30 protein-coding genes and 1 pseudogene are annotated in these 24,969 nt (G+C 29.3%); all 31 read right to left on the bottom strand.

Features of this window, described 5'->3' with window-relative positions:
• Positions 1–537 precede the first annotated feature (537 nt).
• Positions 538–1,428 (bottom strand): glycoside hydrolase family 25 protein, encoded by an 891-nt coding sequence (locus NSA58_RS03255; RefSeq protein ID WP_257560066.1) that lies wholly within the window; start codon positions 1,426–1,428, stop codon positions 538–540.
• Positions 1,429–1,509: 81 nt separating this feature from the next.
• Positions 1,510–1,770, bottom strand: coding sequence for a phage holin family protein (locus NSA58_RS03260; RefSeq protein WP_257560067.1), 261 nt, complete (start codon positions 1,768–1,770; stop codon positions 1,510–1,512).
• A 20-nt stretch (positions 1,771–1,790) separates the two neighbouring features.
• Complete coding sequence (locus tag NSA58_RS03265; protein WP_039680746.1) at positions 1,791–2,018, bottom strand: hemolysin XhlA family protein; 228 nt, start codon at positions 2,016–2,018, stop codon at positions 1,791–1,793.
• Positions 2,019–2,038: 20 nt separating this feature from the next.
• Positions 2,039–2,236: a hypothetical protein gene (locus NSA58_RS03270; protein WP_257560068.1), complete on the bottom strand. Its 198-nt coding sequence runs from the start codon at positions 2,234–2,236 to the stop codon at positions 2,039–2,041.
• Positions 2,220–6,605 (bottom strand): carbohydrate binding domain-containing protein, encoded by a 4,386-nt coding sequence (locus tag NSA58_RS03275; RefSeq protein WP_257560069.1) that lies wholly within the window; start codon positions 6,603–6,605, stop codon positions 2,220–2,222. Before NSA58_RS03275 ends, NSA58_RS03270 begins: the two co-directional genes overlap by 17 nt.
• Before the next feature lie 36 nt (positions 6,606–6,641).
• Positions 6,642–7,028 (bottom strand): DUF1617 family protein, encoded by a 387-nt coding sequence (locus NSA58_RS03280; RefSeq protein ID WP_074078714.1) that lies wholly within the window; start codon positions 7,026–7,028, stop codon positions 6,642–6,644.
• 51 nt (positions 7,029–7,079) lie between these two features.
• The gene (locus NSA58_RS03285) at positions 7,080–7,427 is read right to left on the bottom strand and encodes a DUF6711 family protein (protein WP_257560070.1); all 348 of its coding nucleotides are present in this window, start codon (positions 7,425–7,427) and stop codon (positions 7,080–7,082) included.
• A 17-nt stretch (positions 7,428–7,444) separates the two neighbouring features.
• The gene (locus tag NSA58_RS03290; protein ID WP_257560071.1) at positions 7,445–10,417 is read right to left on the bottom strand and encodes a hypothetical protein; all 2,973 of its coding nucleotides are present in this window, start codon (positions 10,415–10,417) and stop codon (positions 7,445–7,447) included.
• Between the two features lie 65 nt (positions 10,418–10,482).
• Positions 10,483–10,860 carry a bacteriophage Gp15 family protein gene (locus NSA58_RS03295; RefSeq protein ID WP_257560072.1) on the bottom strand — a complete coding sequence of 126 codons (378 nt, stop codon included), beginning with the start codon at positions 10,858–10,860 and terminating at the stop codon, positions 10,483–10,485.
• Positions 10,808–11,173 (bottom strand): hypothetical protein, encoded by a 366-nt coding sequence (locus NSA58_RS03300; RefSeq protein WP_257560073.1) that lies wholly within the window; start codon positions 11,171–11,173, stop codon positions 10,808–10,810. The genes NSA58_RS03295 and NSA58_RS03300 overlap by 53 nt, the downstream gene beginning before the upstream one ends.
• A 44-nt stretch (positions 11,174–11,217) precedes the next feature.
• Complete coding sequence (locus NSA58_RS03305; protein WP_330652535.1) at positions 11,218–11,691, bottom strand: phage tail tube protein; 474 nt, start codon at positions 11,689–11,691, stop codon at positions 11,218–11,220.
• Positions 11,681–12,070, bottom strand: coding sequence for a minor capsid protein (locus NSA58_RS03310; RefSeq protein WP_257560074.1), 390 nt, complete (start codon positions 12,068–12,070; stop codon positions 11,681–11,683). The genes NSA58_RS03305 and NSA58_RS03310 overlap by 11 nt, the downstream gene beginning before the upstream one ends.
• Positions 12,070–12,453 carry a hypothetical protein gene (locus tag NSA58_RS03315; RefSeq protein ID WP_257560075.1) on the bottom strand — a complete coding sequence of 128 codons (384 nt, stop codon included), beginning with the start codon at positions 12,451–12,453 and terminating at the stop codon, positions 12,070–12,072. The genes NSA58_RS03310 and NSA58_RS03315 overlap by 1 nt, the downstream gene beginning before the upstream one ends.
• A complete protein-coding gene (locus tag NSA58_RS03320) occupies positions 12,450–12,773 on the bottom strand; it encodes a hypothetical protein (RefSeq protein ID WP_039680758.1) in 324 nt (107 codons plus the stop codon). The genes NSA58_RS03315 and NSA58_RS03320 overlap by 4 nt, the downstream gene beginning before the upstream one ends.
• Before the next feature lies 1 nt (position 12,774).
• Positions 12,775–13,137 carry a head-tail connector protein gene (locus NSA58_RS03325; protein WP_257560077.1) on the bottom strand — a complete coding sequence of 121 codons (363 nt, stop codon included), beginning with the start codon at positions 13,135–13,137 and terminating at the stop codon, positions 12,775–12,777.
• Positions 13,138–13,204: 67 nt separating this feature from the next.
• Positions 13,205–13,447, bottom strand: a complete 243-nt coding sequence (locus NSA58_RS03330; protein WP_257560078.1) for a hypothetical protein — start codon at positions 13,445–13,447, stop codon at positions 13,205–13,207.
• Between the two features lie 21 nt (positions 13,448–13,468).
• The gene (locus tag NSA58_RS03335; protein ID WP_074078704.1) at positions 13,469–14,374 is read right to left on the bottom strand and encodes a capsid protein; all 906 of its coding nucleotides are present in this window, start codon (positions 14,372–14,374) and stop codon (positions 13,469–13,471) included.
• 24 nt (positions 14,375–14,398) lie between these two features.
• A complete protein-coding gene (locus tag NSA58_RS03340) occupies positions 14,399–14,962 on the bottom strand; it encodes a hypothetical protein (RefSeq protein WP_257560079.1) in 564 nt (187 codons plus the stop codon).
• Between the two features lie 98 nt (positions 14,963–15,060).
• Positions 15,061–15,303, bottom strand: a complete 243-nt coding sequence (locus NSA58_RS03345) for a hypothetical protein (protein WP_257560080.1) — start codon at positions 15,301–15,303, stop codon at positions 15,061–15,063.
• Positions 15,275–15,685 (bottom strand): hypothetical protein, encoded by a 411-nt coding sequence (locus tag NSA58_RS03350; protein WP_257560081.1) that lies wholly within the window; start codon positions 15,683–15,685, stop codon positions 15,275–15,277. The genes NSA58_RS03345 and NSA58_RS03350 overlap by 29 nt, the downstream gene beginning before the upstream one ends.
• Positions 15,686–15,790: 105 nt before the next feature.
• Positions 15,791–16,000, bottom strand: a pseudogene (locus tag NSA58_RS20955) (phage minor capsid protein); the annotation flags it as partial.
• Positions 16,001–16,108: 108 nt separating this feature from the next.
• On the bottom strand, positions 16,109–16,702 hold the full coding sequence (locus NSA58_RS03355) for an NUMOD4 domain-containing protein (RefSeq protein WP_257560082.1): 594 nt from the start codon (positions 16,700–16,702) through the stop codon (positions 16,109–16,111).
• Positions 16,703–16,869: 167 nt separating this feature from the next.
• Positions 16,870–17,814: a phage minor capsid protein gene (locus NSA58_RS03360; protein ID WP_257560083.1), complete on the bottom strand. Its 945-nt coding sequence runs from the start codon at positions 17,812–17,814 to the stop codon at positions 16,870–16,872.
• Entirely contained in the window at positions 17,807–19,303 is a 1,497-nt protein-coding gene (locus NSA58_RS03365) for a phage portal protein (RefSeq protein ID WP_257560084.1), read from the bottom strand. The genes NSA58_RS03360 and NSA58_RS03365 overlap by 8 nt, the downstream gene beginning before the upstream one ends.
• A 22-nt stretch (positions 19,304–19,325) precedes the next feature.
• On the bottom strand, positions 19,326–20,678 hold the full coding sequence (locus NSA58_RS03370; protein WP_257560085.1) for a terminase large subunit domain-containing protein: 1,353 nt from the start codon (positions 20,676–20,678) through the stop codon (positions 19,326–19,328).
• Complete coding sequence (gene terS / locus NSA58_RS03375) at positions 20,671–21,369, bottom strand: phage terminase small subunit (RefSeq protein ID WP_257560086.1); 699 nt, start codon at positions 21,367–21,369, stop codon at positions 20,671–20,673. The genes NSA58_RS03370 and terS overlap by 8 nt, the downstream gene beginning before the upstream one ends.
• Positions 21,370–21,439: 70 nt before the next feature.
• Positions 21,440–21,673, bottom strand: a complete 234-nt coding sequence (locus NSA58_RS03380) for a hypothetical protein (RefSeq protein WP_257560088.1) — start codon at positions 21,671–21,673, stop codon at positions 21,440–21,442.
• Between the two features lie 507 nt (positions 21,674–22,180).
• Complete coding sequence (locus tag NSA58_RS03385; RefSeq protein ID WP_074429520.1) at positions 22,181–22,672, bottom strand: hypothetical protein; 492 nt, start codon at positions 22,670–22,672, stop codon at positions 22,181–22,183.
• Between the two features lie 30 nt (positions 22,673–22,702).
• Positions 22,703–22,912, bottom strand: coding sequence for a hypothetical protein (locus NSA58_RS03390; protein ID WP_074079305.1), 210 nt, complete (start codon positions 22,910–22,912; stop codon positions 22,703–22,705).
• A gap of 431 nt (positions 22,913–23,343) precedes the next feature.
• The gene (locus NSA58_RS03395; RefSeq protein ID WP_257560089.1) at positions 23,344–23,766 is read right to left on the bottom strand and encodes a single-stranded DNA-binding protein; all 423 of its coding nucleotides are present in this window, start codon (positions 23,764–23,766) and stop codon (positions 23,344–23,346) included.
• A 26-nt stretch (positions 23,767–23,792) separates the two neighbouring features.
• Positions 23,793–24,209: a DUF1064 domain-containing protein gene (locus NSA58_RS03400; RefSeq protein WP_039680802.1), complete on the bottom strand. Its 417-nt coding sequence runs from the start codon at positions 24,207–24,209 to the stop codon at positions 23,793–23,795.
• Positions 24,210–24,969 lie beyond the last annotated feature (760 nt).

Consider the following 24,969-nt stretch of genomic DNA (forward strand, 5'->3'; position numbering starts at 1 on the left):
AAACTTGACATCTACTTATTAAGTTTAAAAATAGTTCTTGTTTAACCCCAATAAAGTGGTTAATATCCCTGTAAACCAAAATCCCTAATTTAAGTTTCAAAACCACACTATACTTAATTAAATAACTTATTTTTTATATTTTCTTTTTAAAGAAATGTTATATTTAGAAGAAGAGAAAAAATGAAAAATTTAATTAAAGAGGTTTTCAGGGAAAATTATATAAAATTAGAAATTAGAGATACAATTGTTGTTATCAAGTTTACTTTAGATTCTACACAGTTTATGTTTTTTCTTTTCTTCTTAATTTTTCTTAATTTTAATAGACATGTATTTACTAGATAGTATTATATATATATTGGCTACTCAGTCTAAATATCAAATTACAAAAACTGTATTTTTTATTTAGGCCCTTATTTCAAAAATATGTATTTCCCAGGGTATTTGTTACCCAAATAATTAATTAAAAAGTGCTAGGATAAAACTCATCCCCCTAGCACTTTTTCTTATACTTTTAATCAGATGAATTTAAATTATTTATTATTTTTCTACAAATACGTATTTTTTATTTAAAGATAACCATCCTTTACGATATGGAGCATACCCCCATTTTCCATTTTTAGATACTTTAGTAATTTTATACCTCACACCCTTTGGAGCTGTATGTAATATATCAGCTTCAGTTGTTGGTGACTTTCTTATATTAAGCTTTCCTTTTGTAATTACATAATAAGGAACTTTATTTGTTATATACTCACTAGTTGCTGGTTTATTAAATCCATTTAATCCTTTTGATTTTATAAGAGATGGATAATCTACATAACAATAGTTTTGGTCAGTACTTGCATAAGGTATTCCATTTATTTTTTTATTTCTAAGCAGATTTGTCTCTCCTCCAAACTGCCACATCATTAGATCTTTTTCTTTGTAACCACATTCTTTTGCATAATGAGCTATCCATTTATCATACTTAGAAAGTTCACTTTCAATAAGATGATCTCTTAATATATATTTGCCTGAATAAATTGCAACATAGTATCCTGCATCCTCTACAACCTTGGCCATAGCTTTTACTGCATCTGTTAGCTGTCTTTTTGAGGTTTTCTTTAATACTTCTGTATCTTCTACATCTAAAAAAACTGGATATTCAAATTTCTTACATCTAAGAAGGTTTACTATAAATTTACCCTCTACTTTACCTTCTGCAACAGTAGCACATCTACTATAGTAATAAGCTCCTATAGGCATTCCTATAGCTTTTGCCTGTTTATAATATTCTTCAAACTTAATATCCTTTGCCATTGTTTTACTAGAAGATAAACTAGTTCTTCCAGCTCTTAATATTGCAAATTTTACACCTTCAGATTTTACTTTACTCCAGTTAATAGTTCCATTATGATAGCTAACATCAATTCCAAATATTTTTTCCATTTTATTTACCTTCCTTTTCTATATTTTATAAAATAAAAGTGACTATGCATGATCTAAGCAAAGTTACTTTAATAAATTAAGTTACTTATTTTGTATTAAATTTTTAAATATTTGATGTAAACCTGTACTTGATAAACCACTAAATAATCCACCTAAAAGTATTTCAGGATTTATATTCCATTTATTTAACCAAATATTTAATATTACACCCAATATAGCCATTATCAATGGGATATGCTTATTATCTATTGAAGGAAAACTTGTCTTAACAACATATCCTACACATACACATATCCCTACTACCAACACAACTAAATAATTAGTTAAAAAGTTTAAATCCATTATCTTTACCTCCTAATTTTTTATTTCAATAAAAAAGCAATAACCGAACTTATCAAAGCTCCAGCTATTGCTCGCCATATCCACGTATTTGAATTTTCTAAATCTGTTATTCTGTTATTTGCTACTTTTATTTTTTCTTCTATTAATTCAGTCTTTAGATTATTATTTGTATTTATATTTTCTAATAATACTTCAATCCGAACTAGCTTTTCTCTAACCTCTTGGATTGCATCCTCTTTTTCTGGCATAAATTAATCCTTTCCTTTAATTATTTTAAAAAGTTATTTTCAATATAAGCCATTATATGGTTCGAGCTATTTTTTAGCTCGTCTTGAACAATAAATCTACTTTCTTGAACATTATTATTTTTTGTAATTCCTGTTATCTCATCTATCTCTGTGTAAGTATAAGATATTCTTAATCCTTCACTCATTTTTATTACACTAAAACTAGTTAATACTTTCATAATTCAAATCCTCCTCTATAATTTCCATTAAATCTTTATTCTCAACAAACTCAGCTGTACTCCTATCAACAAACTCAACCAGTTGAGTATTATCTAAATCTATGCTATCTTCTATTTTATTGACTATACTGTTATTAAAATTTTCTTTCTCTCTAGTGTAATCAATATCAAGTCCATGCTCTCGTCCTTTCATCCAACTATTCACTTCTCTTTCTAACCTATAGTCTTCATAACCTTTACGCTTTGCTTTTATCTCATATCCTATTTCTATTCCTGGAGTGCCTTTTATAATAAAATGAGTTGGATATCTTTCTATTACATTTGCTATTCCTTCTCCATAAACACTTAAAAATACTTGATATTTTCTTTGTGTATTTACAGTTTCAGAGAATAAAGAATCTATATATACATAGCTATACCCTTCACTATCTAATATAGTTTCACCTATATCTCCAAAGTAGTAATCACAAGTTTCATAAGCATTTATATCTACATAGCCAACTGAAGCCTGTACACAAGCATTTTTAGTTCCATATGCTTTGAAATCTTGGCAATGCAAAGTACCTCTTGACCCATCATTATTACCATTGCAAACCTTAGTCACAACACTTGTTGGAGCATTATAACCACGCCAATAATTTAAATTTAGATTCCCACCATCATGATTAGTATTGACTTGATTAGAACGAATGACAATTTTTTCTATGAAAGTACTTTTAGCAATATCTTCATTTATACTGTTAACTTCTTTTAACTTATAATTATTAAAATTAGTATTTTTATATATATTTAAAGTCGATGAAGATCCTTCTAATACTTTGGTTCCTGAACTAGGTTGACCAACACCAAGAGAAAATACATCTCTACCTACTATGTCAGCAGAACGCTTACCATCACTTGTTTTACCTCCGTAAAAGTAAGCTATTGCTTCATTTGTATCATTCCACCAATTATAGAATGTAATTTGATTTTCTCCAAAGTATCCTGATTTGCGATCTCCATTACGAGTTCTAAATATTCCATATAGCTCTAATCTTCCACTACTATTTACCTTAAATACTTCTTCATTGGTATCAGTTTTTATTATCTTAAATCCATTAGCACTTATTGTAGTTTTTGATTTTACATTACTTGATGTTACTGTTATTCCATCTTTGTCAATAGTTGTAATCCCATCATAGACTTCTGAAGGATGTGGGCTCCAAGGTACAACTAGTTCACCTTCAGTAAACATAGTCCAATACCATCGAGATATGCCATTCGTACCAAAACCACCTCTGCCTATTCTAACTTCCATATCCCCAGTTATTTCAGCTGTTACAGTAATGCTTATTATACTATTTTTATATGCTTCAGTATCGTTTGTCTTTTTATTATACCATTTACCATTATGGTATATTTCTAACCCTACAATAGTGCCAGTTTCACGCGTTACTTTTGCACTAAATGTATACTTTTTCCCTGCTTGTACCTTAACAGTTTGGCATAAACCTTGTCCATTCGAATCTGTATTAAGTTTCAAATATTTTCTACCTTCAACAGTTTCATCTTTAATTATAGTTGTTTCTGTTGGAGTACCTCTTATTTTCCAATTAGCTAATCCATTAGCAAATGCACTATTATATAGCTTGTTGTATCCACCACTTTCGGTAAACTTAATTTGCAACTTATCTACTATCTGTTGTACTTGAGAGTGTGTTTGATAACCTTTAGAAGTTACAATTTCATTAACATCATTTGAATTTGTATAATGATTACTTATTATTGTCGTTAGCCCTTCTTTAGTTAATTTTTGTTCTGCACTTTGCATTCTAGTTTGTAGGCTAGTAACTTTCCCATCTACTGTAGTTTGCTTATTCTCTACTGTAGAAACTCTTTGTGTAATACCTTCTAGGTTAGTTGTTATTTCTGCTACTTTTGAAGTAGTTGCACTTACTATACCTTCTAGTGTTGTAACTTTACCATCTACTGCATTTGCTTTTGTATCATCAGTATACTTAGATGCTTTTTCCCAGTCAGATGCAGTGTAAGAACCAGTTGTTCTAGCAGTCTTACATTTCATAACATCACCAGTTGTTCCTTGCACCCATAAGTCCCCTACTTTGTATGGAACTGTAGGTTGTGATGTAAACACTTTTGCTTTACTATCTGCTAATGTATTAGCACTGTTTGCTTTATTTAATGCATTTGTAGCATTTGAATTAGCAGCATTGGCTGTATTAGTAACTGTAGTCACATTTTTTTCAGTACTAGATACTCTCGCAGTTATACCATCTAAGTCTCTCTCTACTGTATTTACTCTAGTTTCAACACCTGTGATTTTTCCTGTATGCTCATTTATTTTAGTCGTATGACTTCCAATAGTGCTATTCATAGAGTTTACAGTCTGAACGGTTCTATTGTAATCATCTTTTAATAATATAGTCTGACCATCTCTAACTATTTGAGTATTGTTAATAGCTGTAGTTATTTGACCTTGCATTACTCCTATAGTAGTTGAATTGCTCTCTGTTAAAGATTTAGTATCATCTGCTTGTGTTTTTAATTGATTAAATGCAACATCTAAAGTTTGATTCTGATTATTTAACATAATCTTAGTTGATTTAATTGTATTTGTATTTGTGTCTTTATTAAATCCAGTTATAAAGCTACTATAATTTATTTGTTTTTCACCAACAGCATCACTTGCTATCATATCACTTACAATTAAATCGTCAGCTATAGCACCTTCTTTAATTCCTGTATAATCTATCAATACACCTGTCCCAGTTTCATCAAATAAAGAAAAAGTAAAATTATTATTTTTATCTCTCCCTATCTGAACTCTGACTTTATTGTTTTTATCCTTGAATTGTTGTGTTGCGCCAACAATCTCTATTCCACCATCATCAGATTTAATTCTAAATTTGTTGGTAGAAATATCTCCTGCATTAATCTTAGAAACATCTAAATTTGCTATCATGGCATTAGTGATAAATCCATTTGCTATTGTTAACTTATCTGATGTTATTCCTCCAGCTTGAATATTTTCACTGGATAAATTCCCATTTACAAGTGTTTGAATTTTACCAACTTCAGCTTCTACTGTGCCTATTTTAGCATATACAGCTTCTAGTTGAGTTATACTTGCTTTATTTGCTTCAAGTTCATTTATTTGTGCAGTGTGGGTTACTGTAAGTTTATCTATAACTCCTACATTAGCTTTTAATGTTCCAAACTCTCCTTCGATAGCTGTTAATTTGCCTGTTATAGTAACATTTTCTGCAAGTAAATTATCAATCGTAGCATTAACTGCTTTAAGTTCTTCTATATCAGCCTTGTTAATTAATGCTTCATTTACAATTAACAACTCAGTTACAACTCTATTAACTTTGTTACTTAGATTACCAGTTGAATTAAATTCATTTTTATTTTTACTTTCACCCTTTGCACCTATTTCAGATGTAAGTCCCCCATTATAGTTGAACTTTTGAGATAGTATAGGAATATTTCTTTTTACACCTTTATGATCTGTAAGAGATATGATATCTCCAACATCTAGAGATAAATCGCCCTGCCACTTCATCGAATATCCTACATACTCAATACTTTTTAACTTATTATATATATCTGTAAGAATAGAATCATTAACCCAAGGATTTTCAAAAGTAACTTCCATAGAAGAATTACTTAAAGTCCCTTTAGTTAACTCTTTTTCATTTATCTTGCAAGTAACTGCACCTATCTTATAAATATTTTCTTCAGTTTTTAAGTCTATATAATTTTCATCTGTTATTGAGTAATCTATAGTTTTAAGTGTATTTATAGTAAATTTTCCATCTCTAGTTATGTATGCATTACCAGCACATAAACTAGATATAAAACCAAGTACTTCTCTACAAGTAAAGCCTTCCAACTTATTTAAATTATAAGAAGGAAGGCTTCCTGTAAATTCTACTCCAGTAATTTGAGATAATTCATTAACTATATTTTTTAATGATGCAGTTTTTCCTAATTTACTAAAATAAGGTTTTTCAAACTTCATCATATTATCAAAACATGTAAGTTTTATAGAGTAATCAGTCTTTTCAATATCATCTATATTGAAATAACCCATTAATACATATTCAATTTTCGAACCTACATTTAAACCTATTTCAACTTTAACTATAGAGTTACTGTAAATAGTATTATTTGTAGATAATGTTAGTTCTAATGACTTTGAGACTGCTGACCCTATACTAAAACCATCTGAAGGTTGAACATCTTCTATAGTTATATTAATTATATCAGCATTGGTATATATATTATCTCTTATGGTTACTTTACATTCAAAAGATCTAGAAGGCTTTTTTATTTCTAGTAAATATTCTGAACTTACATTTTGCATTTTAATATCACCTTCTTTCTTTATTAGCTAAATTAACTATTCTTCTATCATATAGTCTATTAAAGCCATTTCTGAAGGAGACATCTCATAGTTACCATACATTAAATCATCTAGCTTAAACTTATGTATGTTTACTTCTATTTCAATATCTAATAGTTCATTTAATTCTTTATTACAAACATCTATATTTTCATCTTCAATATGATATTGGTTATTTTCATCTATAACTAAATTTCCCTCTTCATCTTTTTTGCAATATTTATTTATGATTTTCTGTCTTTCCGAGTTGTATATTTTTAATTCACGCTCTAATTTAGACACATTCTTGGATATAGCATAACTAACTTTTACAGGGAATTGTCTATGTATTAAAGACTCTAAAAAATTTGCATCATTTACTACTTTTCTATTTGTTAATTTCATAATTATTTACCTACCTTTTCTGTATTTAGCTCACTATTTATTCTAGTTTTCTTATTTTTCTATAAAATTCATTTTTAAGCCTTTCCAAAGGACTTTACCATCTTTAATGTATAAAGCAGGTACAGATCTGTCACCAACATACATCGCTTTGGTTTCAAATCGTCCTGTCATTGGATCAGGATAATGAACATTAAAAAAGACACCTGATACAGCATTCAATAAAGTTGAACACTCTTCAGCTGTCAATGGTGGCCATTCACAGTTCAATTTTCGCTTTACAGCAATTCTATCTCTTAACAATTCCCCTCTAGCATTCCTATTACTTTCACCATCTATATCCTGAATATCTACCTGAAATACTGAAGGAACTGATATACTTACACTATTTATTTTTAACATTAATATCACCTAATTTACTAAACTTTTATTACAGCTTCTCCAGTTTGTCTTTGAATTTTCTTTAGTTCACTTAATAGTATTTTAACAAGAGTGTCATTTCCTATTTGTATTATTAAATCTCCTATAGGATTATTATTTGAGCCACTTCCTTCCATTCTAGAACGTAATTTTTCTGCTAATATATCTAAACCACCAGTATTATTTTCTAAAGGGACTACAGCTTCTTTTCCTGCTTCACCAACCATGGCTAATGTAGGCGAATCAATAATACCACCTTTTGCAAGATACGGTATTTTGGGAATATTAATTCCAAACTTTTTACCTCCAAAACCAGGTACAAAATCAGGTATACTTACAGATATTCGGTTTAATCCACCTATAGCTGCATTAACTAAGGATATAACTCCATTAAGTGGTGCTCTTATAACTGACTTTAAACCACTCATAATACCACCAAATATATTCTTAACTCCATTCCAAGCCCTCCTCCAGTTTCCTGTGAATGTTCCTGCAATGAAATCTATTATACCTTTAAAGATTTGTTTTACACTCTTGAATATATTACGTACATTTGTTAAAAAAACATTTAAGATATCACCAAATCCTCCAAACTTTTTAGACCAGTCTGTTGCAAATACATTGCCTAACCAATCTTTGAAACTATTAAATTTTTCTTTTATTTTATTCCAAACCTCAATACATTTTGCTTTTAACTCATCCCAATGTGTAATAAGATAAATCCCTATACTAATAATTGCAAAAATAGCTATACAAACTAGTCCCATTGGACTTTTCAAAAATGTAAAAGCAGCACTTAATAAACCTGCAGAACCTTTAAGTAAATCAAATGCACCCTTAGCTATAAGTACAATATCTTTAAGCTTGTTAAATATAGATATTCCTTTACTTACGATAAGGAATGTACCTCCAAGTCCCATTACAGTAGTAATTATAATGTCTAAGACTGGTTTACCATCATTAAGTAACCAATCTATCATTTCACTAAATTTATCAAATAGTTTCCCAACAGCATCCATTAATGGTGCTATTGCAGGAGCCATTATGTTTATAAACCAATTTACAAGCGGAGTAACAAAATTAGTATAAATATATCCTGCTAGTTCAAAGATCTTAGCTCCTAATTTTATAAATCCTTGGAATAAATGACTTCCACCATTGTCCCAAACATAAATAAGTTTTTCAGATAAATTTTCTAAAACACCAATAGTTGCATCAATTACTGACATTAATGTATTTGCAAGTGGTAGACCTATAATTTCCCAAGATTCTCTGAATGAATCTCCTATTTTCTTTATTAAAGTCAATAGGTTGTTTATTGTATTAGCTAACCCTTGTATAATCTTAGTACCTATTTCATTTTTATTCCATGCAATAGAAAATGCATTGGCAATATCTCCAACTATATTAAATATATTTTGTAATATTTGAAGTATCGTTACAAGCATTTGCTCTCCAGTGCCATTAGTCCATACTTCTAATAAACTACGTCCAATGGATTTTACTAAAGACCATATGCGATTAAATGCATATTTGATACTATTTATTGTGTTTTGTCCCTCTTTATCCCATGCATTAGAAAATGGTTCAAATATTTTAGACATTAGTGCTTTTATTTTATTAACTAATTCCTGCATCTTTGCATCAACAGCAGATGTATTTAATTGTGGTGTTGTAAGCATTGGAGCACCACTTCCACCACCACCTCCACCAGTGCCTGGGCTTCCTGTATCTGCATCTTTATTCATATTTAACTTGTTAATTTCATCAAATCCCATTAAGTCCCCTAATGCCTTTTTAGCTTTCTTACCAGCTTTTTCAGCACTATTTCCAGCTTTTTCAGTAGCACCACCATAAGCTCCCATAGCATTTTTAGCACTAATCAAACCTTTAGTTGCTTGAAAACTTTGATTATATGTTTTTCCGAATAATGCTGAAATAAATGATGCTATATACTGTGTTACAGTTGCTAGGGCACTCATTAGTGCATTTATTGCAGGTAATATGGCTTGATATATAGGCATAAATGCAACCATTAAATTAGTCTTTATTTGATTTAATGAATTAACAAATTGTGCATTGGTATTTAACGATGCAAATAAAGAGCTAGACATAGCATAAATACCATTTACAATCATAGGAAAGAATATCATCCATTTGGCCATTTGACCAATAGATCCAATAATTCCATTGTTAAAACTTCTTGTACTATTACTACCTGAATTTAATCCATTAGTTAAACTTTTTAAACCATTACTCATTCTATTAAATAAACCACTAGATTTATTTGAGTTAGAATTTAATTTGCTAAATAAAGAATTTAATCTATTAAACTTATTTCCAGTTATAGAAGACTCTTTTCCTAGAGCTGCTAACTTAGCATCTAAATCACTTAATTTAAATCCTAACTTATCAGACTTTGATGTTAATCTAATAATTGACTCTTCTGTTTTTAGTATTTGGTCATTAATCTTATTCTTTCTTTTTGGATTTAATGCTAAATCATATGCTTCTCTAAGTTCCTTTAACTTATTTTGTTGAGATTCTATTTTAGCATTTATTGTATCTAACATCCTTGATGTTGTATCTATATCTGTTGTAAGGGCTTCTCTACTAACTGGTGGTCCCCTAGTAACTTTTTTATTATTTGCATAATTTGAACCTGTATTTTGGCTTTCTAAGGTACTAAATTTAACAGTTGGTAATTTTATATTACTCAACATAGATAAAGCCTTAGAAAGCGAATTTTTTAGATTATTTGTTACATTAGACATCATGTTTTTCATGTTAGAATTAACTTTATTAAGTGAACCCTTCATAGTCTTATCCATGTTATCAAATACTTTATTTGTAGAAGTGTTTAAATTTGATTTTAATGTATTTGCAATAACAGAACTAACTTTATTTACTTGACCTGCTATATCACTTGTAACTTCTAAATCTAAGGTTATTTTTCCTACACTATCACTCATTACTCTCACTCCTTTCTTTAATGTATTTGACTATAATAAAAGCACCTAGATATATCTAAGTGCTTTTATCCGAACATACTAGCCATCATTTGTTCAAATTCTTTTATTTTTTGTGCCTTTTCTTCATCTGTCATTTCTATTGTTGTATTATTTCTATTTCTCCACTCATTTCTTATTTTGTGTTGATCTTCAGTAAAGTTATTAAGAATATCTTTATCTTCTTCTGCCCTTATGCTGACTATTTGACCAAGTGGAGTTTTAGTCATAATACCACTTAACAAAGTACAAAATTCATTCCAACTCATATCATCTACAAGTCGTAGTCTTATGCCATATTGAGTTAAAAAACTTGCTTCGATTAACTCCCAATCTTCAAATAAATCATACCATTTATTTTCTTCTTTTCTTTTTACGAAAATTATTATTTTTATTTGTGCTTTCAACTTCCATTTCTTCTATTTCTTCTAAAGATACATCATTAATAGCAGCCATTATAACATTTACTATAACTACATAAGATGCGATAGGTAAATCTAAGCTATCTATGTATTCTAATGCCTCTTTACCTATACCTGCCTCTATTATTTTATCTATCTTTTCAAAGTCATCCATTTTAGAATCTTCAGTTAATCCCTTTAAGAATATCCCTACATTCTTAGATGTATTTATCTCATATATATGTGTTTCATCTATTTTAACAGTTGGTTTTTTACTTCCATTTTTTAATTTTTCAACTATATCGTATGCTCTTGACATTATTTTATCTCCTTATATTTATTTTTTATCTATATTTATTCATTTTAACTTTCTAGAACAGAGGCTGGCTTAAATGTAGGTTTTCCATGTGCTTTTGCTTCAAACTCTAATGGAGCAACATTCACTGAATCCCCACCACCTAAATTTGTTACATTTATTACACAATTAAATTCTAATTTTGCACCTTCAGGGAACTCTATTTCTAACTTAGAGTCACAATCTCTTCCATTTTTCCAAGCAAGTCCAGCTACATAGTCATTTCCATCATCACCAACACATCTTTTTCCCTTTAAAGATATACTTAATGATTTTCCAGTCATTAAAGCACTTGCCCATCCTTCTTGATCCATTGCATTCCATTCTTCTATTTTTCCATCTATTGATATTGAAAAAGTTTCTAGCTCTGCAATAGGCTTCATACTCTCTGAATTACTAGTTCTTCCTTGAACACCTATTTTAAATTTTAAATTATATACTGGATATACTCCTGTAAAACTCATATTATCATTACCTTTCATAATAAATTATCATCTCTATAACATATTCAATAATGCCTTCTGAATCAGTTCCTAAAAATATTGCTTCAGAACTTCTCATTTTACATTGAATAACCTTTTTATTTCCTATATTAAAATTATCTTGGCCAAAGAATAAATTATAAACTTCCATTGCTTTTTTCTCTGCTTCATCACTGTTTTTTCCCCAGTGAATTAAAAAACTTATACTTTTAGTAGTATAAGTTGTGTTTTCCAGTCCACCAATAGCTATATGAGGTGGTTGTCCTGGTACATTATATATAGTTATACTCTTTTCTTGATTGCCACCTATCTTATTTAAATAGTATTGAGGGCAGTCTATTTGAGATTTTAAATAGCCTCTTATATCACTTAATAACATTACTTAATTACTCCTTTTGAATTCATTTTTAAAAACCTAGAGTAGGCATTTTTTATAAAATCATCTTTCTCACCATTTATATAAGCATCCATCCACTTACCTTGTGCATTTACATTTTTATCAGTCCTAAAGTTATACTCTGGATGCCAATATAATCTTCTTGCATAAGGAGTATCAAAACTTATATTAGTTATTCCATTACTTATATTTTCAAGATTAATAAAACAACTTCTTTCAAGTTCTCCTGTATCTTTAGGAATAACCGCTGATGTGACTATATCACTCTTCAAAGCTTCTGTAGCCATTTCCAAGGATTTTATATGAGCCTTAGTAATATTATTTAATTTCTCACTATCTAATTTTATAGTAACTTTTACATTCATATTAAATTCAACTCTGTACTAAAAATACTACCATCTGGGTTCAAGGGTCTTTCAATAGAATAAATCTTTTTCTTTAATCCATTTATATTTACATAGCCTTGAAATGCTCCATCATAAATAGAACCTTCTATAACTACTTTACCACTAAGAGTAATTAATTGCCTTTCAGCATTAAGAACTTGCTTAGATTTATCTGTATAGATACATTTCCCATTAAAGATTATATTTTCTTCACAATCACCATCTGTATTAATTCCCTCAAACCACACTTCTATAGGTGTATTAGCTAACCACTTTGGAAAAGGTAATTTTAATCCCATATTATATTCTCCTACAAGTTAACCCAGTTTGATTAAGGTAATTTAATACTTCTTGTGTGGTAGTTATTCCATTAACCTTATTTGTTTTAAAACTAACAGATGTACTTCCTGCACTGAAACCACTTAAAGGTGTATCTATATAATCTCCATACTGTTCAATAAACTCTGCATGTATGCATGTTGCTTTTTTTATTCTATCTTTCTGAAATTCAGTTAAGTTATCAAATCCTTTTGCCCTTATTCTATTAAAAGTTAATGAATCAACTTGATCACTTGCTCTTTCTAATCTTTGTTTAGAATTATATTCCTCTAGTACAGTTCCATTAAATTCATCTTTATAATATTTATAATCTACATAAGCCAAAATATCACCTTCTTAAAATAGGGAGTATTTAAACTCCCCTATTTATATTTTTACATAAAAATAAGGCTTACTTAGAGCCTTCCATTTCTTTTTTTAGCTTTTTATTTTCTTTTTCTAAAGTATTATAATTTTTTTCTAATTCTTCATACTTTATTTTTAATTCTTCATATTCTTTATATGATACAGACTTTCCAGCTCCATATTCTATTATATCGCCTTCATCATTTAAGATATCGTAACCTTGTGCAATATAATAATCCTTTTGAGTTGTATCTATTGTATATACTTTATTATCTTTACTTGCTTTCATAATCAATCCTCGCTCTCTATTTTAATCTTCTGCTTCAGCATTTATTGCTATACCACATGCTTTATTCTTTATTAAGAAAGTATCTCCATAAGCTCTATTTTGATATAAATAGTTATCTCCTGTTCTTGAATCATGTCCTGGTGTAAATATCTTTATGTATGCATATTTACTTCTTGTGACTTGGCAAGAAGGATGTATTAAAATAAGGTTTATTTGTTTTGCTCCACCTGCAGGTACACAACCATTAGAAAATTCATATTTTGTTTTCATTCTAGAACTTGGAACAACCTTTATATTTACATCATCTAATGAATATACATTTCTATCAACATTTCCTGTATTTTTATCTACACTTATTGTTCTTGATAATCCTTCAGCATTCTTTAATAGCTTATTCATTGCAGGAGTAACATATAATATTCTACCTTCACTTGGAACACCTTCATCATCCATTTTAGACATTTGGTTATCAAACCACTCTAAAATATTTGCTGTCGTAAGAGAAGTATTATCTACAATAGCACCATTTGATGTATATGTCTTAGCTTCTGCATATAATTTTGAATATCTATAACTATCTTTTTCAGGAATTGCTTGTTCAGTTTCAAAAGTATTGTGAACATTAGCTATTTCTACAACTAAATTAGTTTCATCTACATCCATTGGGTCTATAAAGAATTCTATATCTCTATCATGTGCTAATTTTTTAGCTTCCCAGTCATTTGACATTGTTCCAGCATTAAATCCTAATGTACCTCTATTATGGTCTTTATACCCACTAACTGTTATTGTAGGTAATTTTATAGTTTGAGCATTTATAAACTTAACTTGTGGATTAGAGTTCTCTAAATCATAAGAAGTTAATTCCCTTGAATATTTTTGTTGTAATTCTCTCATAAATTGTTCTGCATAATTGTATGCTGCCATTTTAAATCATCTCCTTAATTTTTATTACTTATTTCCAAATGCCATAGCAAGGGCATCTTTTATATTATCTTGTGGCTTTTCTTTGTCTCCACTACCACCAATTTTAAATCCTGGTGTTTCTGTTCCACTTGTTTTGAAACTTGGATATTTTTCTAATACTTTATCTATTGCTTTATCTATAGTTAAAGTATCATTAGTCATACTTTTAGCTAGTGTTATTACATCATCTACAGAGTCAGCTAATACACCTTTAGATAAGCATGATACTTTTGCTTCTAGTGTACTAACTTTATCTTCTGCATCTTTTCTAGCTTTAGTTTCAGCTTCTAACTTTTCATCTTTCTTTTGAGCTTCTGTCTTTTGATTTTCTTGCCATTCTTTAAACCTTATAAGCTCTTCATCACTTGGCAAATCCTTTTTAGCATCATTTAATAATGCATCTAGTTCTTCTTGCGTATAAGTTTTAACTTCTTCACCGCCACCATCTGAACCATTATCACCAGGATCTTCTTCATTCCCTTCATCACCTTCTCCTGCAAGTAACTGCAGGTTCATTTTGATAACATTATCTAAATCACCTATTAGCATTTCATGCCCTCCTTTATATTTTTATATACAGCCTTAACCATAAACATATTTTGGACATAATAAAAGCACCTACTATTCAAATTAATTAGTAAGTGCTTTTATGACTCAAAACTCATTAAATCTTTTAAATTATTATTGCTTATTGCTTTTATAATTCTACATGCAGCTATTAAAGTACCTCGTTTACCCACTCGTTTATCTGTACATTCATTTAATACTTCATAGTTATTTGGATCATTAAAATTAACTTTTATTTTTCCATCTAAATTATCCTCATCATATCCATAAGAATATATTACATGATTATCAGTTTTATCTAGTAATTTCATTAAGACAATCATCTTCGCCAAACTCTCCTTTTTCTTTTAATAGATACCCATACCAATCATACTTTTTAGTTGTTATATCATGAGCATCTTTATTAGTTAAATTATACCTTTTCTCTAATCCACTTTCAAGATATTCATGTTTTAGTAGTAAAATGTCCCTATCTTCATAATTACCATTTATTAACCTTTGCCATGCTACAGCCATATCGTAGTCTGCATCTAATAGTCCTAATGTACCATCAAATCGTATATGTTTATTATTAAATACATGATTTTTTATTGTATCTATTTTTTTCATACTAAAACCTGTGTTTTTAGATATCTTTTCTATATCTGAATTATCTAACCTTACTTTTTCATAATACGTATCAGCCTCAGATTCTCTTCTTAGCATCCATTCAATATCACCTTTGGTATACTTTCCACCTGTTTGCTTTATGCCATATATTTTTTCTTTTTGCCTGTTTCGTCTTAAATAAGGATGTTTTTCTAAGTGAGTTTTTAACTGACTTGAATACTCTAGTAATTTATTACTAGCAAATTCTATATTTGCTTCATCTTGTGAACCTATAGAAATTCTTTTCCATTTTCTTATATATCTTTCTAATCTTCTTTGTTCCTGCTCTGCCTTATATCTTTCTAAAGCTTTTCTTTCATCTGGAACAGTAGGAAGATTAGTTATATCTGGAAAGTAAGTTGTTAATGTATGTCTGCAGTTTGGCTTTTAATTGGACTATCTCATAATAAAAAAAGACCAATTGCCTTCAATTAGTCTTTTTTATCCGTTGCGCTTCGATTGGTACGTCTCCAACCTACTCTACTCCCTTCCATCATTAGATGTGGTTTCGATAGTCTCTACACTTTTATTGTAATTGTCTTTGTACTCCCATACATATCCACCAGCAGTTTTCCTATATTTATAATGATTACAAACTTTATCTATAGCATCTATTCCTGTTTGTCTTTGTGCTTCTCTCATTGATGGATATTCTTTTATAAAGTTTCCGTTTTTATCAAATTGTAATACAGGTCTTGAGTCTGATTTATTTTTAGAATTTCTTTTTAATACTTTTATAGAGTGGATATTATTTTCTGATTGTGTAGTCCATTCCAAATTATCTACATTGTTATTGCTCTTATTTCCATCTTTATGATTTACAGTAGATTTGTTTAATGGATTAGGAATAAAAGCTTCTGCTACTAATCTATGTATATGCTTATGTGATACCTTGCCATCTTTGCTTAACGCTACAAACATATATCCATTATTTTTAGTTGCAGGTTTTAAAATTTTATTACTAGCCCACTCTTTTCCACTTTGATTTTTATAATTTGCAATTCTTTTAACTCTTCCTAAACTACTTACTTGATAAATACCTTCATAACATATAATATCTTTCCAAATTTCCATATAAATCATCTCCTTATACGGATTATATCATGCATGTAGACATATAACAATACTTAGCACGGTATTGGGTTTCCAACCTTTCACCGTTAGCACTATTTTAATAGCACACCCTCTTTGTAATGAGGTTCACAACGTTTATTTTTACTTGCTCCACCCAAACTTTTAATTCAATGGAGCAAACCTGCATCTATTGCTTCACTTAACAATTTATACTTTCCTTTGTTCTCTTGTAAATACTCTTCAGTTGGATTACTAAATACATCATCAATTAAAACTTTACCTTGCCATACAGCACACATGGGGCAAGTATTAGCATGAGCCGATACAACTACAGTATATATACCATATTCATCTCTCTTTTTACCTTCGCCTAATAATGTTGCTCTATGGCTTGCAGTTCTTAAACACATCTCAACATATGATGCTATATTCACATGCTTGCCATCTTTATAAGTAATACTATTTATCCCCATATTTAAGAAATCCTTTGTGGCCATATCTATTGCTTGATTTAAAGACACTGCTCCTGACTGCAAATATACATGAGTTTTATATATAGTCTGTCTATATACATCATCCATTTTTCTTAATACAGTTGCATTTGCTTTTTTAATATCATTATTTACACTTTCCTGTAATGCCTTTAACTTCTTATCATTCATACTAAAGAATTGATTTTCTTTAGGCTCATTAATATATCCTTTTTCAGATATATCTTCAGGAAATTCAATAGATAAGTTCTTAACTACATTTGGACTAATCTTTTTAGTATGATTTTTAAAGTCCTGGACATTATTTTTAGATTTATTTTTAATAAATAAAGATTTTAATTTATTAATTACATTAGATATTCTATTTAATCCTTTATTGTAGTTAGATTCTAATTCTCTATTTACATCTTCTTCAATAGAACCTATACGATTATCCATTATTAACTTATTTTCTTGCCTATATTTATTCAATGCTCTTAACTTGCTTCTCTGCCATTGTTCCCACTGAAACCCTTCTTTATCTTCTTCACTTTCATGATATTTAAGATTTCTATGCATGGAGGATATAAGATCTAGTTCCATTTTTTCAAATATAGCTCTGATATCATACTTACTACTCATCTATATCTACATCCAAATTATCTAAATTATCCTCATCCTCACCTGCAGTTGAAGGTTCATCTGTTGTATACATTCCTGACTCTTCTTTTATTCTTGATATTTCAAGAGCCTTTTCTTCTTCTGTCATTGTATCTCCATATAACTCATCAATACATTTTTGTAATGACATTATACCTAATGTTTTAGCCTTTCCTACAGTTTCAACCACTGAATCAAAACTTGGTGTAGAGTATTCACCAAAAGATATAGATACTTCATATTCACCTGCAGACTTATTATTTAATACATCATAAGTTTTTAGTATTATATTTACTAGTTCTGGTATAACTTCTGTTAGAGTGTCTATCATTTTATTTCTAGTATATAAAGTAGTCTTTTCTTTTTCTCTTTGTGCTTCTGCATTATCTGTCTTTTTCAAATCAATTCCTAATGTAGAAGGTGATATTATACCTTGTAAGCACATATCTATTGCATTTGAATAACTTTCTACATATGCCTCAAACTTTATATCAGCTTGTTTCATATCAATTTGATTTTTAGCATCTTCACCTGCATTTGAAGAAGTAGCAATAAAACTATTATCAAAAGGATTTGGTTTTAATATCTTTCCTGTGTTCGGGTCTACTGGCAATAAATTTTCTGGAATATATCTTTGAACTCTTCCTGCTCTTATTGCATCTATCCACTGCGATATTACTTCATCTAATGCATCAAAAGAATCACTCTTATTATCTATAATACTTTTTCCTCTGCCTTCCCATTTGGATGACTTGAAAAACATTAATGGTATGGCCATAATAAACTTATCTTTATATTCTACATCTTCAAGTTCTTTAGTTTCATCTAATATATCTAGTGAAACCTCATTGTCTCTACCATCAAGTAACTTATATTTTATATATCCTAGTCCATACATTTCTACCAAAGTATACTTCTTACTTTTCTTTGTATAGCTAGTCTTAAAATGTATTTCACTTAATCTCCCCCTATTATGTATATATTCAACTCTATCACCATCAAAGAATTCTATAATTGGGTATTTACTAATATCTGTATCTATAGATAATTTAAATGCACCATCACCACTTACTAGAGCTTTCTGTATAGAGTCTAATAATATTTCATTGAACTTATTATCTTCCGATATATCTTTCCAAAGAGAATTTAATGTTTCACTATCTTCAACTTGAATTTGATCTATATCAGAAACTACTATATCAGTCAACTTATCTATTAACATGCTAGGTAGTCCACTGTGAATTTTTCTTATACTTAAATTCTCACTCGGTGTGGCACACCAAAACCTAGATTGGTTAACTGGATCACTACTTATATTTTTAAAAAATTGCTCTAACTCGTATGCCTCTCCTCTATACCAAAGCTTGTTCCTAATTAGATTAGCTTCATATGTATACGCTTCTTGTATTGTAATAGAGCCTTGCATAGCAGGTTGAACATTTAAAAACTTAATTGCTACTTTAGTTAACATACTTTTAAACCACCCCACTTTCTCACTCTCCTTTATAGTCATGTATGTGATGTCTAAAAGGTATCCAAGCATATTGAGATGCATTTATAGTATGGTCATTTGCATCTTCAGGCTCATATTTATCTTCTTTCCATGAGTAAACTTCATGTTCCATTATGTGATTAATACAAGTATCTACAATTTCATAATATACAGGACCATTTTCATAATTAAGCCATCCTAGTTGTAAATGTATTCTATCTATTATATTAACTTTCTTGTATGAGTTATTTATTGTATAAACACAAGGATTAGCTCTTTTATACTTTTTTAACTCTGTTATAGTTGCCTGGTCTGCACAATCTACAAATACATCTCTAGCAAGTCCCCATTCTTCTCTATTTCTCTCTAAGAATTTAAAGAATCTAGGTGCTATATCACTTGGAGCTAACGGTATACTTAAATTCGCATTATTATATACTTCCTCATTTAAAATAACCACTTTACCTTTATCTGTTATTCCTAAAAATATTATTGCAAATGTATCTGGACTATTAGCACTATATGAAGTATCTAATCCTGCAGAATAATACTTAAATTTGTATTCTTTAGCTTTGGCTTTACTAATAACATGGTGTTTTCTCTCAAAATTACTAAATATAAGTCCTGTTGCTCTTCCTCTTAGACCAAGAATTTTATTCTTATATAACTTTGTGCCTTTTGGAGCACTTAACTTCTTTTTTTCTATATCTTCTTCACTCAATGATGCATTATCGTAAAATGAAAAAAACCAATATATCCAGTTATTCTTTTCTTCACTGGTTAATTGGTCTAATATCTCCTTTGGTACATCTTTTTTAAATTTTTCTAGAGGTCTACCACAATTTATAAACTCTTTATATACTGGTAGGTTTGGATCATCAGGATTTAATGTAAGCATAAGATAATCATTTCTAGTACATATCTCTCTTATAAATTCAATACTTGCAGTATTTGCTTCATCAATAAGTACACATCCAAACTGCGAACCTAATGCTAATTTCCATTTATCTGCGTTATCATAACCTAAAATATATATTATCTTAAGTCCATTTGGTGTTTTATATTGTATATGAGGTAGCCTATTGTCTTTGTCTCCATTACCTTTATAAACTACTAAATCACCAAATACATCTGTAACCCCATATTCTTTATTGATTATATTCTTTTCAGCAACTCCTGTAGTCTTTGCTGCAATAACATGTTGCTTCTTCTTTGACTTAGCAACTTCTAACATAAACTTAAGTATTCCTGTAGTAGTCTTTCCTGCTGCAGTAGTACCTTCTAATATATCCACTTCAGATTTATGTCTTATAAATTCTTTGTACTTATCTGATAACTTATATATATTATTCATTGTTATCACCTTGCAACTCATATAATATACTGCTTAGCTTTTCTAATCCTTTAGCGCTATCATTATCTTTTGGATTTAACTTAGACTTAAGAACTTGAACCCTTAATCTTTGTTCGTCTGTAGCTAATTCATAATTGTCTTTTAGCATTGCATCATATTGTTTAATTAAACTTCTCAACTCTCCCATTGCTCTACTTTGTGCATTTAAGAAAGTTGATTGCCTATCCCATGCAAATTGGAACTCATACTCTATCTTTTCACCAAACTCATTAGTTTCATGCTTTTTTAATTCCTTTATCATTTCTTCTTTATTCTCAACATACATGATCTGTTGAGCTCTTATTATTGCTGCATATTGAATTGTAATTTGTTCCCATAGTATATCAAGTTGGCTTTTCTCATTTATCTCTTTCATTAAATCCAATGTTTCTTCTGGCAAATACTTAGAGAAAAAACCAAACTTCTCTGCATGTTTATTGCCGGGAGGACCAGTAGCGTTTTTATTTCCTATAGGTGCACCCCTCTTTTTCTTGGTTGCAACTTTTTCTTTAGGGTTGCAACCTTTTTTCTTCCAGTATCTACTCGCCCATGACTTTACTGTAGACACACTAACATTATATTTTTCAGCTATTTGCTTGTATTTCAAACCTTTTAAATAATCTTCATATGCTATTTCTGCCTTTTCATTCATACCACCACCTCATTCATTTGTCGTTTTGGAAAATAAAAAAGAACTCTATTTCTAGAGTCCCTCTTTTTTACTATTTAATCTCAACATCAAGTTGTAATTTCATTTCTGTTTCACATTCTAAACATTTTACTTTTCCATCTTCTATTATTTCAAATGTTCTTTCACACTCACAAACAGGACATATATTTTGTATCTTAGCACCTATATTTTGAGATGTAAATATTTCTGGATCATTTTCTATTTGAGTTGTTATTTCATCTAATAACCCATCTAAATTAAAATTACTCTCAAATTTAAATCCCATAACTAATCACCTCGCTTTCAAGTATATATTTCTACTTAATTCGAGGTTTTCCTTTTTTTATTCATGTTTTAAAGTTATTTTATTTTTATAAAAGTTAAGCTTCTGTTTCATTAGCCTTTCATATTACCATTTATTTCTCTGTACTTCTGCTTCTTGTTCTATTATTAAATTGGCATCGTATCACTTCATTTTGTCACATCCTTAATATAAAAATAAAAAAGGATGTACATTAGTACATCCAGTGAAAGGGGTTTATTTTGAGGGAGAGTTTTCAGAATCGAACTGAAAAGTTTTGGGATTAACTACTCCAGCACTCTCATAGTAGATAGAAGCACATCTATACTTCTATCCTTCCGTTAAAAATCTATATAATTAATATTAGGAGGTTAAAAGAATAGGTCCTGCCACTAACCTATCTCTTTACAATACAATAATACTATACAATAAAGGGACATCAGTCCGAACTTTGTCCTAAGTTTGTCCGAAAAGTGTCCCTCTATTTTATATTTACGCAAATTTTTTATATATTTCATCTCTTAATATAGTTGGATATATAGAGTTTAAAGCACTTACAACTAAAGAGTTTCTTAACTCATAATATGTACTCTTACTAATATGCATCTTTCTTAATATTTCATTTCTGCTAATTCTAACTCTTCTACTGCAATATAGAATTTCAAATAGTTCCTTTTGTTGTATTGTAAAATTATTTACAGCTATTTCTATTCTTCTCTTTTCTATTTCTAATTTTCTCTTTGTGTATTTTAAGTAGTTTATTCTTTCTTCTTTCCTTATAATCTCTTGCTCTACACTTTTAGAAATATTATATGTTTTTCCTGTTTTTTCACTATCATAACTGATACCCGAACAACCTACATATTCATTTTCTATTTGAGCTATTTCTAGATCTATCATTTCTATATCATTTAATATTTTTTTATAATTAAATAGTCTACCCTCTGTTTTTTTATAATAATTGTCGAAATCTTCTTTTGTCACGTATATTCCCCCTTGGTGATTATATGACTACTAGATATAGTATTCTTCTAAATCTACTTGTGGTGTAAATGTTTTACAACCGCATTCACATTTATATACCTTTCTATTTTTTATCTTATCTATTTCTACTGTAATATCTAATTCATTTTTAACAATTCCACACTCACTACATCTTAAGTCCATCGTATCTTTATCCTTTGCTACAAGATATATTACATTACCTTCTTTTATTTTTCTCATTCTCGTTTCTCCTCCTGCTTTTTATTACACTTCTTCCTTTTAATTAACGGATAGTTTAAATGGTTATAAGGTTTATAAATCTCGGGATTTCTTTCTAACCTATATAATTCATTTTTTTAAGTCCACTATTCAGTGTTCTCCTACCACAACTCACTATAAATAATGTATTATCTAAATTTCATATTCTGTCAACTCGCATACCAGTAATCTCTTTTATTTGATTGACTTTTTCTAGTTTTGTATTTTATTTTATAATGTCTATTTCATATGTCATCTCAAAAATTCTATCAATTTTCATTTCCAACTTTTTTATTATATCCTTTCTTACCCATTTTTATCAATTCTTAAAAGTTATTGATTTATTTTGTAATATTTTGTCTCTTTTATATCTTTACTCTTGATATTTACAAAGTATTTAACCTATTAAATAGTTAAAATGGTATCTCATCATCATCTATAGCTTGAAATCCTTCTGGGTCTAATCCTCTTGGTGGTTCATAACTTGGTGTAAATGTTTGATTATTTTCTTCTGATTTTTTTATGCTTTCTAATGCTTGTACACTTTTAGCAGATACTTTTGTAATACTTCTTTTTTCATCATCTTTCATGTATTCTTCTTTTCTAATACTCCCTTGTATTGCTACTAATCTACCTTTACCTATGTAATTATTAACAAAATCAGCAACTTTACCAATAACTTCTACTGGTATAAAATCTACTGGTATTTTACCTTCTTTATCCTTGTAATCTCTATTTACTGCTATTGTAAATTTTGAAGTGCTTGATCCACTTCCTGGAATAACTCCTGGTTCTGGGTCTTTTGTTAATCTTCCAATTAATACTACTTGATTCATGCTTTTACATCTCCTATGCTATATTTTTAAGCTGTTTTCTTAGCTTCTTTTCTCTTCTTCTTCAATTCCTCATACTCTATCCAGCCATATTCATCACCATATTTAATGCTTTTTTGTACCCATTTGAGTGTTTCTGGATAAAGATAATCAAACATCTTTTTTCTCATAATACCTTGCTGTGTTTCCATGCCCTTCACATCTATATACTCAACTTCACCATTGTTATGGTAAATAGCAAAATCAACTGTATAAGTTATAGCTCTATGTGTCTTACCATATTTCTTAAAGCTTGGCTGTAATTCAAATTTTTGTTGTAATCCAAAGTCTTTTATTTTACCTTCTTCTTTTAGCTTTTTAAGGTGTAAATAATATTCAGCTTCATGTTTACTATCAAATTTGATTCCATCAACTTCAACTTTTTTATTTCCATATTTATTTGCCATTTTATGCTCCAATCTCCAATCTATCTGATATATCTAAGTTTTTATAATATTCAAGTTGTCCTTTATTTTTCATGTGTCTCATTACATCGCTGCTGCAAGTTCCAAGTAGTTGAATGGTGTTGGATCATTATAATTAATATATTTAGGTTTGTATTGTTCGACTGTGCTGTATTTATGTTTCATAATGTTCAATCCCCCTCTTTGGTCCAGTAGAATTTCATCCCCTGGAATATTTATAATTAATCTACACATACTATTACTGTTTATAGACTTACCGATACATGTAATATTTACACCGACTCCTAAATAACCTTATCAGAAACGATAGGGTTATTTATTTTTTAAAAACTCCCCCTGGAATAATTTATTTCAAACCACACATACTATTAGTAACTTATCGATACATGTCACTTTTTAACCAACTCGTATTAACCTTATCGGAAACGATAGGGTTATTTATTTTTTAAAAATTCCCCTAGAATAATTTATTTTAAACTCCACATAATATTATTAATGACTCATACTTTCTTACCGTATTTGGATCTATAGTATTTAACCTTATCATCAATGATAAGGTTATTTGTTTTTATAGAAATTCCTGCTACCATAGTTGCACAGTATCCTTAATCAAATTTACCTTTCTGACTTTCTAACAAGATTTTTTCTAATTCATCTGGAGCGTATCCAGCAAATGAATTATTTACATTTGCTCCTGCACCTTTTTTATATGTTTTTTGTATATTATTGTTATTTTTGCTAA

Origin of the sequence: Terrisporobacter muris (assembly GCF_024621905.1) — a bacterium.
In the GTDB taxonomy this organism is placed as follows: domain Bacteria; phylum Bacillota; class Clostridia; order Peptostreptococcales; family Peptostreptococcaceae; genus Terrisporobacter; species Terrisporobacter muris.